Raw genomic sequence first — 12,461 nt, 5'->3', positions numbered from 1 at the left:
GCGCCACGCCACGCGACCGTCCAAACGGCAGTTGATCATCGAGACCGCCGAGCGGCTGTTCGCCGAGCACGGGTATGACGCAACGTCGACGGCCAGGATCGCGACCGAGGCCGGCGTACCGTCCGGGCTGGTGTTCTACCACTTCGCGACCAAGCTGGACCTGTTGCTCGCGGTGGTGCAGGAGCGCCCGGCACCCCGTGAGGTCCTGCGGTCCACAGCACGCGGCCGGACAGTACGGCGGCGGTTGCGCGCGATCGTGGCGACGATGGCCGAGGAGCTGGAGCATGACCGGGCGGCCCGGATCATCGTGTTCCGGGAGGCGCAAGGGAGACCGGAGATCGCGTCCCGGGCCGCCGAGTTGTTCGCGGAGGCGACCGAGACCGTGGCCTGCGTCCTGACCGGCGCCGACGACGTGGTGGCGGATCCGGCCCGGGTGCAGGCGGCCGCGGAACTGGTGGTCAGCCGGGTGTTCCTCGACACGGTCGCGCTCGGGCAGGCCGAGACGGCCACCCATCGGCATGCCGAGATGATCGACCTGATCGCCGAGTCGCTGACCGGCGGCGTGCGCGCCGAGTAACAAGCGCGCACGCCTCCTCGGTTCGTCAGGCCCAGGGGTCGAAGGGGATCCCGGACGGCTTGGACGCGTTCAGCAGGTTGCGGAACCGGTCGTCCTTGTCGGTGATCTTGATCGTCGCGGACCCGAAGTCCGCGGTCATCAGCGTGTCGCGTAACGACGTACTGGGGTAGCCGTTCCAGTCGACGAGCGGCGGGTAGCGCCAGTTGTGGTAGTGGTTCTCCGGCGGTTCGTCGTTGCTGTTGGCAAGCCGGAAGAAGTGCGTACTGGCGCCGTCCTTGTGGTAGACGACCTTCGGGTGCGAACCGTCGAACCGCACCTGTGAACGGGGGTACGTGACCTGGCTGGAGTGCTGCGTCGTGGTCACGTAGTCGACCTGGTTCGTCGACTGGTTCACCCAGGAGATGACGTGCTCCCAGTCGTGCCGGTGGCCGCCGAGGCTGCTGCCCGGGAGAGCCTGGTCCTTCTCGAAGTAGCTGGCGTACACGATCGCGCACCAGCCGTTGTTGCACTTCGACCGCGCGTAGGTCTGGGAGTTGTCCAGGTCGGACTGGTCGCGGCAGTTGCCGTTCACGGCGCCGGTCGGGTTGAGGCCCGGGTTGAGGGTGCCGTCGGCGCCGATGGCGGGCGTGGCGTAGCAGCCGTCGGTGTCGTAGTCGTACGCCGGCGAGAACGACTGCTCGTACCCGCCGGCGTTCTGCGGCAGGGCCGGCGGCGGAGCGGCGTACGCCACCGCGGCCGAGGTGATCATCAGGGCGGCGGTGCCGAGGACGACACCTAGCGTCCGGCGGAAGGATTTGGGTGGGGCGGAGTCCTGCATGGAGCGCTCCTTCGAAACTTAATTCAGGGCGGAAAGGAACGACACGAGGATGGCAGGAAATCACCACTTCCGCCTAGACGTCAGATGACTAGAGTGGGAACGGACACCTGCCGCGGTGGGGAGACCGTGAGGAACGGCAGGTGCCTGGGAGGAACACGTGCCTGCTGAGGAACAGGCGGAGCTCCGGCCTTCGCCGCCCGCACTGCCCGACGGATCGATGCCGACGTACGACGCTCACCCGCTGCCAGGAACCGCCGACGGTCAGTCACTGGCCGGCCCGTTCGGCTGGGGCCCGGACCTTGACCGCCTGGACCACCTGGCCCGCACCGACTCCGGTCCACCGACCGAGAGCCCCCTGCTGGTCGTTGCCTTGATCATCGTCGCCGGCGTCGCGCTGTCCGTCCTCGTCGCAGCGATCTCCGTACGCGTGTAGGGGCACTAACGCCGGGTACCGGTTGCTCCTACAGCAAGGGATGGAGACGACGATGGACAACAAGGACAAGCTCCAGAACGCGGCCGAGTCCGCCAAGGGCAAGGCGAAGGAAGCAGTCGGCGACGCGACCGACAACGAGGACCTGCAGGCCGAAGGGCGGGCCGAGAAGACGAAGGCCGACCTGAAGCAGGCCGGCGAGAAGGTCAAGGACGCCTTCAAGGACTGAAGCGGCTAGCGGCTCTGGTGGTTCTCACGGTTGCCGAGGACGACGAAACCGACGATCGCCAGGCTGGTCAGGCCCGCCGGGATGAAGAACACGTGCGGCAGGCCGATCGCGGCCACGCCGACGCCGCCGATGGTGCCGCCGATGGCCGAACCGAGCGGGATCGCGCCGAGGAAGACTCCGGACGCGATCCCGACGCCTTCGGGGTAGAGCCGTTGGGCGATCGAGACGCCGAGCGCGCCGACGCACGCCCACAACCCGGCCGTCAGCGCCTGGCCGACGAACAGCCCGACGACCGACGTACTGAGTGCGTAGGCGAGGTTGCCGGCCAGGCCGAGTACGGCGCCCGCTGTCATCGCGCGGATCGCGCCGTACCGGTCGGCGAGTCGTGCGACGACCGGGAGCAGGAGCAGTTCGAGGAGCGGCTGGATGCCGATGACGACGCCACGCAGCGAGTCCGACACATGCAGCTGCTCGGCCATGTAGATCGGGAGATAGCCGAACTTGATGGTGTCGCCGGTCATCGCCAGCACGCACACCGCGGTGAAGACCAGCAGCGGCATCATGTGGTCGATCCGCCGGCGCCCTGCTGCGTGGTGTGTGGGCGTGTCGGTGCGCGGACCGTCGTACCGCTCGACGCGCTGCCGGCCGAGCGGGATCACTTGGGCGAACACGCAGACAGCTGTGGCGATCAGTAGCGCTCGCAGCCCGAAGACGCCGCCGAACCAGCTGCCGAACACCGGACCGAGAATCCAGCCCGTCGTGAATGCCATCCGGACGGTCGCGACGACCCGGTTCTCGGCGCGGGTCGGGTGCCGGCTCAGCTCGTCACGGCACGCCGCGAACAGTTGCGCCATCGACCCGCCGGCGACGCTCAACGCCAGCGCGCTGATCACGAACGGCATCCAGACCGCGGTCGCCCCCGCCATCGCGAGCCATCCCACCGCGCCGACCACCGAGCAGATCCGGAACCACAGCAGCCGATCCTGACTCCGGTCCGACCACCGCCCGACCAGGAACCCGGCGAGCGGCGCGGCCAAATTCGTCACGTAATACAGCCCGGCCACCGGCAGCGGCGTCTGCAACTCCCGCACCAGAAACAACGTCAACTGCGGCGTAGCCGCCGACACCCCCACCCCGGCCACCAGCAACGACAAAAACGCCGACCGATAGAACCGAGACCGAAACACAACCCCCAGAGCGGACTCCGACCGGTCCAGCATCCACCCCTCCACAGAAACCCCGACCAACCAACGATAGCCGTCACGACGTACTCGCCGATTGCGCCATCCACTGCTTGGATGACCGGATGCCGATCCTCTTCGTAGACCTGGAAACCACGAGCGTCCGGGAACCTTGGCTTCCGGGCGGCCGGCAGATCTGGCAGCTGGCAGTCATCCGCCGTGAGGACGATGGCCGGGAGACGGCGTACAACCGGTTCGTCCGGCTGGAGGAGCTCGACCTGGCGTCCGCGACCGAGCAGGCGCTGGAGATCAGCCGGTTCCATCGGCACCCGGCGTTGAACGGAGTCGCGCAGCAGGTTTGCAGCGGTCGGGAGATTGCGGAACTGATGGTCGAGCTGACCGTCGACCAGCCGTTGTGGGTAGGGGCCGCGCCGTGGATGGACGCGACCGACGTGCTGTACCTGATGCAGCTCAACGGATTGGTCGCGGCGGACGCGGCGGATGTGCCGTGGGACTTTCGGCTGGTGTGTGTGATCAGCCAACTGCTGGGGCGGACGAATCTGCCGCCGACCGCGGACGTCGGCGAGATGTCGGCGGCCGTCGGGGTGGATCAGTCTGCGTACGCGATTCACGACGCGCTCGCGGACACCTACTTCGTGCGAGATGTCTTCGACGCGCTGCGCGTGACAGCCGGTTAGGGTCTCGGTATGGAGCTGCGTGCGTTGCCTGCTGCCGGGTCTTGGACGCATGGGGGTGCTCGGGTTGGGTTTGAGGTGTTGTTTGTGGGGGACGGGCGGTTGCGGGGGCGTACGGCGGCTCGGGAGGGGGAAGCGAGCTGGTATGTGGGGTATGAGGTTGTTGCCGGGGGTGACTGGGCTACGGAGTCTGTGGTGGCGGTGAGCTCGACGGTTGCGGGGGAGCGTGAGGTGGTGCTGGAGCGTGGGCCGGGGGATCGGTGGACCGTGGATGGTGTTGTGCGGCCGGAGCTCGATGGGTGTCGGGATGTGGACTTCGAGTCGTCGGCCGTCACGAACACGTTGCCTGTGCATCGGATCCCGTTCGTTCCCGGTACGACGTTCGACGTGCCGGCGGCTTTCGTGCAGGCTGACGATCTGAGTGTCATCCGGCTCGAGCAGCGCTACACGCTGATCAGCTCGGACGAGGACCGGCACGTGTTCCACTACGAGTCGGCGACGTTCGACTTCGAGTGTGAGCTGACGTTCGACGCTTCGGGTCTGGTGCTCGACTACCCGGGGATCGCTGTCCGCGATCGCTGATCAGCTCCAGATCGCCTGGCTGACGGCTGCTCCGAGGAACACACTGCCCAGGCCGGCCACGATGCTCGCGGTGACGTTGGCGACCGCGAGGAACCGCGCGCGGTCCTCGTACAGCCGGATCGTCTCGTACGAGAACGTGGAGTACGTCGTCAGCGCTCCGCAGAACCCGGTGCCGACGACCAGCTGCAGGTTGTGCGGTAGAGCGGAGGACGCGCCGACCAGGAAACCCAGGATCAGCGAGCCCACGACGTTCACGCTGAACGTGCCCCACGGGAACAGCGAGTCGTGCCGGGCCTGCACGGCGCGGTCGGCGACGTACCGCAGCGGCGCCCCGATCAGACCGCCGGCGATCACCAGCAACAGCCGGGTCATCGCGTTCTCCAGCTGATCAGCGCCCGCGTCGCGCTCACGGTCGCCCGGACCGCGAGCAACGCGCCGACGACGGTCCCGGCGAGATAGAGCAACGCGATCCCGGCGTTCCCCCCGGTGACGAGCCGCTGGATGTCGACGGCGTACGTCGAGAACGTGGTGAACCCACCCAGTACGCCGGTGCCGAGCAACGGCCGGAGGAGCCGGTGCCGGGGGAGAACGTCGGTGACCACGACCATCAGGATCCCGATCAGGCCGCAACCCACCACGTTGATGACCAGCGTGCTCATCGGGAAACCGCCCGGCGGGGTCGGCCAGCCGAGCCCGACCAGGTACCTCGCGGCGGCCCCGATCGCACCGCCCACGGCGATAGCGCCGAGAACCACCGGGTCGTGCGCCCGCTGCGCCCGCCCGTCGACCCGCAGGTCGACATCAGAATCGACCGGCCCCCTGGGCAAGGAATTCACATCAACCTCCTACCTGGAACGGCCTCGCGGCGCGGCGCCGCGAGGTTCCTCAGGTAGGGACTGTTGGCCGCCGAAGGCGACAGTTGGATCCGGCGAGCCCCACCGCCGGTCAAACTCCGAACAGCATAGCTGCCCCCGCCCAGATCGAACGAAGCTTGGGCGGGAACTGCGGAGCGACCTCAGGCATGCCGCGCCGTGGTTCGGCGGGGTACGAGGGTGGGGGAGAGGTTGAGACGGACCGACGGCTTGGTGCGGTCTGCGATGCGGTCCAGCAGCAGGCGTGCGGCTTCGGCTCCGATCTGGTGTCCGGCTTGGTCGACGCTCGTGAGTGATACGGGTCCGAGCGCCGCGAAGGTGGTGTTGTCGTAGCCGGCGAGGGACACATCGTCCGGGACCGAGACGCCGGCTTCGGTGAAGGCCTCGAGGACGCCCATCGCGACCACGTCGGCGCCGGCGAAGACGGCTGTGGGCAGTTGCGGCCGGGCGAGGAGCTGTCGCGCGCCGAGATAGCCGCCTTCCTGGGTGTACGTCGTGGACACGATGTCGATCTCGTCGGCCAGGCCGTGGGCCTGCATCGCCCGTTTGTAGCCCTCGGCCCGGATGGCGTTGGGCATCTCGGCCAGGCGGTCGGGGTCGGTCTCGGCGTGCTCGATATGGGTGATCCGGCGGTGCCCGAGGCCCACGAGGTGATCGACGACGAGGGCGGCGCCCGCGAGGTCGTCGTCGGAAACGCTGTCGTACGCGGGCGAATGCCCGTGCCGGCCGACCACGACCGTGGGCACGGTCCGCGCGACGTGCTCGAGATGCGTGCGCGGCGACACCGGTGCGACCAGGACGAGCGCGTCCATCCCGCGATCGATCATCGCCTCGGTGACCCGCGCCTCCGCGGGCTCGTTGTTGCAACCGCCCGGCCCGAGCAGGACCTGGTACGGCGTGGTGCTGAGCGCTTCGGTGAGTCCGTCGACGATCTCGGGGAAGAACGGGTTGCGGATGTCCGGGAGCATCACGCCGATGGTGTAGGTCTGTCCGCGCAGACCGCGGGCCGCGGCGAACGGCCGGTAGCCGAGCTCGTCGATGGCCTGCTGGACCTTGGCGCGCATGGCCGGGCTGGCGCCGTAGGCGTTGCGCAGCACCTTGGAGACGGCGGTCGTCGAGACCTGCGCGTGCTGGGCGACATCGACGATGGTGACCCGTCGTGGCGGTGTCGGCGACTCCATGGATGCATCCTCCCACGCAGATCACAGCTGAGAAACGTTACCCAGAGCGTAGACCGTTGAGTTCTTGACGTCTTTCCGAACCCGACCCTACAGTCGGGACAACTTCTTGGGGAACGTTACCCAAATGCTGTGAAACGTTTCATGGAAGCGAGATCCGTTGTGACCTCTGCAGTGACCGACAAGCGGGCTACCGCGCCGCCGTGGTGGTTCGCGCTGCCGGCCATGGTGCTGTTCGCGTTCGTGGTGCTGGTTCCGAGCGTGCGGGGTGTGTACTACGCCTTCACGGACTGGGACGGGCTCGATCCGGCGTACTCCTTCGTCGGCCTGGACAACTTCGCCGCGATGTTCCGGGACCCGGACGCACTGCAGGCGATCTGGCACACGCTGTTGATCGCGGTGTCGATCACGATCATCCAGAACGGGTTCGGCCTGCTGCTGGCGCTGGGCGTGAACAGTGCGATCAAGTCCCGCAACGTGCTGCGGGTGTTCCTGTTCGCGCCCGCGGTCGTCACGCCGATCGTCACGGCGTACCTGTGGCGCAATCTGCTGGGGCCGGACGGCGCGGTGAACAGCCTGCTGGGCGCGGTCGGGCTGAGCGGCTGGCAGCAGGACTGGCTCGGTAGTCCCAGTGTGGCGTTGTGGTCGATCGTCGGGGTCATCGTGTGGCAGTTCGCCGGGTACTCGATGGTGATCTTCCTGGCGGGCCTGCAGTCCATCCCGAAGGAGATCTACGAGGCCGCGGATATCGACGGCGCCGGACAGGTACGGCGCTTCTGGTCGGTCGTCCGTCCGCTGCTCGCGCCGGCCTTCACCATCAACCTGATGCTGTCGATCATCGGCGGGATCAAGCTGTTCGACCAGGTCTATGCGCTGACCGGCGGCGGTCCCGGTCATGCCACCGACACGTTGTCGACGCTGATCTACAAGGACGCGTTCACGTTGGGCGAGTTCGGCTACAGCATCGCGCTCGCGGTCGTGCTGACGATCATCGTCGCCTTCGCCTCCACCAGCCAGTACGTCGTGCTGGCCAGGAACGAGAGGGCCGCCTCGTGATCCGGTACCGCCGTCGGACGTTCGGCCTGGAACTGGTGATGATCGGAGTCGCCCTGGCGGTCGGGTTCCCGCTGTACGTGCTGGTCAACCTCGCGGTCCGGGCGCCGTCCGACACGTCGTCACCGCTGCGTCCGACCACCTCGCCGACCCTGCACAACTTCGCCGAGGCGTGGCAGCGGGGCGCGCTGGGCGGAGCACTCCTCAACAGCGTCCTGGTGACTGTTGCGAGTGTGGTGATCGTGCTGGCGGTGTCGTCGTTCGCCGCCTACCCGCTGGCTCGTGCAACGGCTCGGTGGTCACGTGGGATGTTCCTGCTGATCATGCTGGGCCTGGCGCTGCCGTTCCAGCTGGCCGCGTTGCCGCTCTACCAGACCATGCGCGACCTGGGCCTGCTCGGTACGCCGTGGGCGCTGATCCTGTTCTACTCGGGCCTTCAGGTGCCGTTCACCACCTTCCTCTACCTCGGCTTCTTGCGCGCGCTGCCACGCGACTTCGAGGACGCCGCTCTGATCGACGGCTGCACGCCGGCGCAAGGCTTCCGGTACGTCGTGTTCCCGATGCTCAAGCCGATCACCGTGACAGCCCTGGTGCTGAACGCCGTGGCCGTCTGGAACGACTTCTTCACTCCGCTGCTGTATTTGAGCGGCAGCGGGCAGCAGACGATGCCGGTCGCGATCGCCGGGTTCGTCGGCCAGTACGTGACGGACTGGAACCTGGTCTTCGCCGCCCTGGCCATCAGCATCGTGCCGATCCTGGCCGTCTACTTCGCACTCCAGCGCAGCATCATCAACGGCTTCGCCGGCGGACTCAAGGGCTGACACCTACACCATTGCGGGAGACAACATGAGAAGCATCAAACCGGCCGCCCTGATCGCCGCAGTCGCGGCAGCGGGTCTGCTCGCCGCCTGCAGCGGTGGCACGAACGCGGGTGACAACGGCAGCGGCAGCACGCCATCGGGCGTCCTGACTCTGGCCTCGGTCGACCAAGGCTCGATCGAGGATGTCGTCAAGGCGTTCGAGGCGGCCAACCCCGGTGTCGACGTACGCTTCACCACCAGCGGCGCCGATCAGTACCAGCAACAGATCCGTACCCAGCTGTCGTCGGGCACCGCGCCCGATGTGATGACGGTGTGGCCGGGTAACGGCAACCCCGGAGCAACCTACGTCCTCGCCAAGCCGGGATACCTGATGGACCTGTCCGATCAGCCCTGGGCCGCCAAGTTGCCCCCGGCAATGAAGAGCGTCGCGCAGTACGACGGGAAGACCTACACCGGCGTGTTCGGGCAGAACGGGATCGGCGCGGTCTACAACGAGGACGCCCTGACGAAGGCCGGGCTGACCGCGCCGGGGACGTGGAGCGAGCTGCTGAACTTCTGCAAGGCGGCCGCGAGCAAAGGCACGCCGGCGTTCGCCCTGGGAAACCAGGACAATTGGGTGACCCAGATCGTGCTGTACGCCCTCGTCGCCACCGCCGTCTACGGGCCGGATCGCGACTTCGACCAGAAGATGCAGGCCGGCCAGGCCACGTTCGCGGACTCCAACTGGAAGGTCGCGATGGACAAGTACCTGCAGATGGACAAGGCCGGCTGCTTCCAGAAAAATCCGCTCGGCACCAGCTACGAGGCCAGCCAGACACTTGCCGCCACCGGCAAGACCCTCGGCATCATTCAGGGCAACTGGGTGATCGCCCTGCTGAAGGGGAAGAACCCGGCCGGCAAGTTCACGCTGAAGACGCTGCCCGCGACCGACAACCCCGCCGAGTTCGTGATGCCGGCCGCGGCCGGTGCCGGGTACGGAGTCAACGCCAAGGCCAAGAACAAGGACCTCGCGCTGAAGTTCGTCAACTTCGTCATGTCACCCGAGGGCATGAACCTGTTCGTCAAGAAGCAGGGCGGCCTGCCCTCGCTTCCCGACACCGGCTTCACCCCGGACCCGTCGCTGGCCGAGCTCTCGAAGTACATCACCGACAACAAGACCGTGCCGTTCATGGACCAGCTCTGGCCCAACCCCAAGGTGCAGCAAACGATGCTGAGCGGACTCCAGGAGATCTTCAGCGGCCAGTCGACACCGGACAAGGTGCTGAAGACAATGGACGCCGACTACAAGGCCAGCTCGTGAGTCACGGCACGCGGTAGCCCGCGGCGCGGAAGAGTTCGTACCACTCCGCGCGCGTCAGCGGTACGTCGGAACCTTGGGCGGCGCCGGCGACGCGTGCGGGGGTGGTCGTTCCGAGGACGACCTGCATCTGCGCCGGATGCCTGGTGATCCAGGCGGTCGCGATCGCGATCGGCGGTACGTCGTACTGCGCGGCGAGGCGGTCGATCACGGCATTCAGCTCGGGGTACTCCGCGGCGCCGAGGAACGTGCCGGTGAAGAATCCCGCCTGGAACGGCGACCAGGCCTGGATCGTGACACGGTTGATCCGGCAGTAGTCGAGGACGCCGCCGCCGTCGAGTACGACGGACTGGTCGACGCCGGCCATGTTCGCGGCGACGCCCTGCGCGATGATCGGTGCGTGGGTGATCGACAGCTGCAGCTGGTTGACCACGAGCGGCTGCTGTACGGCGGTCTTCAGGAGTTCGATCTGGAGCGGGGTGTGGTTGGAGACCCCGAAAGCGCGGACCTTGCCGGCTGTGTGCAGGTCGTCGAACGCGCGCGCGACCTCCTCGGGCTCGACGAGCGCGTCGGGGCGGTGGATGAGCAGTACGTCGACGTAGTCGGTACGCAGGGCTCGCAGTGAGGTGTCGACCGACGCGACGAGGTGCTCGTAGGAGGAGTCGTATCCGGCGTCCGGATCGATGCCTGCCTTCGTCTGGATCGTGATCTCGGCGCGCTCGGTCGCAGTGAGCTGGAGCGCCTCGGCGAAACGCTCCTCGGACCGATGCATCGCACCGCCGTACACCGGCGCGTGATCGAAGAAGTCGATCCCGGCCGCCCGCGCGGTACCGACCAGCGTCCGGATCTCGTCGTCGGTCTTGTCCCCGATCCGCATCAGCCCGAGCACGATGCTGGGGACGGACAGACCGGTGCTGCCGAGGGGAACGCGCTGCATCGCAGATCCTTTCGCGGGGGCGCTATACGAGCGCGTCGTCACGGGCTGACGGATCAGAATACGTCTGGGCCGAGGTGCTTGGTGATCCACCGGGCGGAGAGTTGGGTGGACTTCAGGTTCGTCTCGGCTTCTGGTACGTCGACTTCGACGATCAGCCAGCCGTCGAAGGTGTCCGGGAGGGTGGCGACGGCGGCCAGGAGGTCGACGTCGCCGCGGCCGGGTTCGGTCCAGACGGTGTGTTTGTGGACGGTGGCGTCGAAGTAGTTCGCGTCGGCGTCCTTGGCGGCCTGGGCCTGGTCGAGGTGGACGTCCTTGAGATGGACGGCGGCGATGCGGCCGGCGTACTCCGCCATGAGGGTTGCCGGCGTGGTGCCGGCCCAGGCGAGATGCCCGGTGTCGGGGCCGAAGGACAGGATCGATGACGGGACGGCGTCGAGGACCGCGCGGATCTCCGGTTCGATCTCGATGGGGCTGCCGACGTGGGGATGCAGGGCAGGCGTGACGCCTTCGGCCTTGATCGCCTCGGCGGTTGCGCCGATGACGTCGATGACCTTCGGCAGGTGCGGGTCGCCGTACCCGATGGCTGGGTGGGCGATGCGGTCGGGGGTGAGTCCGGTGGCCAGGAAAACCTCGGTGTTGCCGAGTTCGGCCTGGACGGCGGCGTGCCGTTTCGCGGCTTCGGCGACTTCGCCGGGAGGTGCGGTGGCGTCGGCGGAGAAGTAGCCGGGGGCGGGCGTCAGGCCGTGCTGCGTCAGCAGGGCGCGGTAGCCGGCGGCGTCGAGACCGGCGGGCGGGTCCGCGTGAATGCCGCGGAACGGGGTGGTCGCGATCTCGGCGAAGGCGCCCTGCAGGATCGGGACGCTGAGATCGAAGCCTGCGGGAGTCAGGACCCAGGGGAGGGGGTTCAGACCGACACGGAACTTTGTCACGAGTTGGCTCCTTTGGAAGAGGGTGCGGTTCAGAGTTGCTTGAGGGCGAGGTTGCGCCAGCGGCAGCGGGCGCCGCGGCCCCAGCGGGCCTCGCCGAAGCGCGGGTCGTTGTCGTGGACCTCCAGGGCGATGTGGCCGCTTCGACCCAGTGCGTGAGCGACGGCGTCGGCGTCGTACCGCGGATGTTCCATCGTGGCGAGGTCGATCTCTGCGACGAACACGTCGTTGACCCAGGTGGTGATGGTCGGTTGCGCGCCGACACAACGGATGCGGAGATGGTTCCAGCCGGCGGGTCGCCAGCTGTCCAGGAACTCCTGTGGGTCGCCGCGCCGGGTGAGCAGGGCGGGCTTGTCGGGTGTCATCGGTTCAGTGGAGGTGGTGGGGTCTTCGATGCGGAGGGCAGTGACGTTGCCGTCGGCATCGAGTTCGGCGTCGAGGACGTACGGTACGGCGTGGAATCCGCCGGTGCCGTTGCCGAAGAACCCGCCGATGGATCCCGACCTGCGGTGGTCGACGAGCACCTGGAAGCCGGCCCAGGTGTCCGGACGGCGCCTGACCATCACGCCGGTGTCCGCGGGCCAGTCCGGCTTCGTCTCCAGCACCAGCTCGAAGTCGCCGAAGGCCTGCTCGGTGACCAGGTATCCGCCGTACCCGGGCGTCGACGGGTCCTGGAAGCCTTCGATCGCGCCGTCGACCACCTCCCAGCGGGCGGGGTGCGCGGCGGCTTGTTCCTCGTAGTCCGGGACGAGGTCGCGGACGGCCGGTCCGCCGGGCCACATCGTGTCGTAGGTGCGTGGTACGGCGTACCAGCCGTTGAGGGTCTTGCCGTCGAAGAGGTCGACGAAGCCGTTCATGGGGTCCTT

General features: G+C 67.7%; 16 protein-coding genes. 8 read left to right on the top strand and 8 right to left on the bottom strand.

The annotated features are described in order from the left end of the window. The first annotated feature begins 31 nt into the window (after positions 1-31). Positions 32-577, top strand: coding sequence for a TetR/AcrR family transcriptional regulator (locus E0H92_RS38440; protein WP_165550227.1), 546 nt, complete (start codon positions 32-34; stop codon positions 575-577). A gap of 25 nt (positions 578-602) precedes the next feature. On the opposite strand, the gene E0H92_RS38435 is transcribed toward E0H92_RS38440, so the two are convergent. Then, positions 603-1,394 carry an NPP1 family protein gene (locus tag E0H92_RS38435; RefSeq protein ID WP_131461117.1) on the bottom strand — a complete coding sequence of 264 codons (792 nt, stop codon included), beginning with the start codon at positions 1,392-1,394 and terminating at the stop codon, positions 603-605. 157 nt (positions 1,395-1,551) lie between these two features. Between E0H92_RS38435 and E0H92_RS38430 the strand changes: the two genes are divergently transcribed. Both E0H92_RS38430 and E0H92_RS38425 read left to right on the top strand, forming a co-directional pair. Continuing rightward, positions 1,552-1,827 carry a hypothetical protein gene (locus E0H92_RS38430; protein WP_131499754.1) on the top strand — a complete coding sequence of 92 codons (276 nt, stop codon included), beginning with the start codon at positions 1,552-1,554 and terminating at the stop codon, positions 1,825-1,827. A gap of 52 nt (positions 1,828-1,879) precedes the next feature. After that, entirely contained in the window at positions 1,880-2,053 is a 174-nt protein-coding gene (locus E0H92_RS38425; RefSeq protein ID WP_131499753.1) for a CsbD family protein, read from the top strand. Between the two features lie 5 nt (positions 2,054-2,058). On the opposite strand, the gene E0H92_RS38420 is transcribed toward E0H92_RS38425, so the two are convergent. Continuing rightward, on the bottom strand, positions 2,059-3,273 hold the full coding sequence (locus tag E0H92_RS38420; protein WP_131499752.1) for an MFS transporter: 1,215 nt from the start codon (positions 3,271-3,273) through the stop codon (positions 2,059-2,061). A gap of 86 nt (positions 3,274-3,359) precedes the next feature. Between E0H92_RS38420 and E0H92_RS38415 the strand changes: the two genes are divergently transcribed. Together E0H92_RS38415 and E0H92_RS38410 are read left to right on the top strand one after the other, a co-directional pair. Continuing rightward, positions 3,360-3,932, top strand: a complete 573-nt coding sequence (locus tag E0H92_RS38415) for a hypothetical protein (protein WP_131499751.1) — start codon at positions 3,360-3,362, stop codon at positions 3,930-3,932. 9 nt (positions 3,933-3,941) lie between these two features. After that, positions 3,942-4,511 carry a putative glycolipid-binding domain-containing protein gene (locus tag E0H92_RS38410; RefSeq protein WP_131499750.1) on the top strand — a complete coding sequence of 190 codons (570 nt, stop codon included), beginning with the start codon at positions 3,942-3,944 and terminating at the stop codon, positions 4,509-4,511. On the opposite strand, the gene crcB is transcribed toward E0H92_RS38410, so the two are convergent. The 3 genes from crcB to E0H92_RS38395 form a co-directional block, all read right to left on the bottom strand. Continuing rightward, complete coding sequence (gene crcB, locus E0H92_RS38405; protein ID WP_131499749.1) at positions 4,512-4,883, bottom strand: fluoride efflux transporter CrcB; 372 nt, start codon at positions 4,881-4,883, stop codon at positions 4,512-4,514. Next, positions 4,880-5,347: a fluoride efflux transporter FluC gene (locus tag E0H92_RS38400; protein ID WP_202874036.1), complete on the bottom strand. Its 468-nt coding sequence runs from the start codon at positions 5,345-5,347 to the stop codon at positions 4,880-4,882. Before E0H92_RS38400 ends, crcB begins: the two co-directional genes overlap by 4 nt. Before the next feature lie 179 nt (positions 5,348-5,526). Next, complete coding sequence (locus E0H92_RS38395; protein ID WP_131499748.1) at positions 5,527-6,564, bottom strand: LacI family DNA-binding transcriptional regulator; 1,038 nt, start codon at positions 6,562-6,564, stop codon at positions 5,527-5,529. Between the two features lie 159 nt (positions 6,565-6,723). On the opposite strand from E0H92_RS38395, the gene E0H92_RS38390 reads away from it, so the two are divergent. Genes E0H92_RS38390 through E0H92_RS38380 form a run of 3 tightly spaced genes read left to right on the top strand, consistent with a single transcriptional unit; the run spans position 6,724 to position 9,735 of the window. Next, positions 6,724-7,617 (top strand): carbohydrate ABC transporter permease, encoded by an 894-nt coding sequence (locus E0H92_RS38390; RefSeq protein WP_202874035.1) that lies wholly within the window; start codon positions 6,724-6,726, stop codon positions 7,615-7,617. Beyond that, the gene (locus E0H92_RS38385; protein ID WP_131499747.1) at positions 7,614-8,435 is read left to right on the top strand and encodes a carbohydrate ABC transporter permease; all 822 of its coding nucleotides are present in this window, start codon (positions 7,614-7,616) and stop codon (positions 8,433-8,435) included. Before E0H92_RS38390 ends, E0H92_RS38385 begins: the two co-directional genes overlap by 4 nt. 25 nt (positions 8,436-8,460) lie before the next feature. Further along, on the top strand, positions 8,461-9,735 hold the full coding sequence (locus tag E0H92_RS38380; RefSeq protein ID WP_131499746.1) for an ABC transporter substrate-binding protein: 1,275 nt from the start codon (positions 8,461-8,463) through the stop codon (positions 9,733-9,735). A gap of 1 nt (position 9,736) precedes the next feature. Here the strand turns inward: E0H92_RS38380 and E0H92_RS38375 are convergent, their stop codons facing one another. Genes E0H92_RS38375 through E0H92_RS38365 form a run of 3 tightly spaced genes read right to left on the bottom strand, consistent with a single transcriptional unit; the run spans position 9,737 to position 12,452 of the window. Then, positions 9,737-10,669, bottom strand: a complete 933-nt coding sequence (locus E0H92_RS38375; RefSeq protein WP_131499745.1) for an aldo/keto reductase — start codon at positions 10,667-10,669, stop codon at positions 9,737-9,739. 53 nt (positions 10,670-10,722) lie between these two features. Next, positions 10,723-11,598, bottom strand: coding sequence for a sugar phosphate isomerase/epimerase family protein (locus E0H92_RS38370; protein WP_165550226.1), 876 nt, complete (start codon positions 11,596-11,598; stop codon positions 10,723-10,725). A 29-nt stretch (positions 11,599-11,627) separates the two neighbouring features. Further along, the gene (locus E0H92_RS38365; protein ID WP_131499743.1) at positions 11,628-12,452 is read right to left on the bottom strand and encodes a 3-keto-disaccharide hydrolase; all 825 of its coding nucleotides are present in this window, start codon (positions 12,450-12,452) and stop codon (positions 11,628-11,630) included. Between the last annotated feature and the right edge of the window lie 9 nt (positions 12,453-12,461).

It is taken from the genome of Kribbella speibonae (assembly GCF_004331375.1).
In the GTDB taxonomy this organism is placed as follows: Bacteria; Actinomycetota; Actinomycetes; order Propionibacteriales; family Kribbellaceae; genus Kribbella; species Kribbella sindirgiensis.
This window is presented reverse-complemented; position numbering and strand designations above follow the sequence as displayed.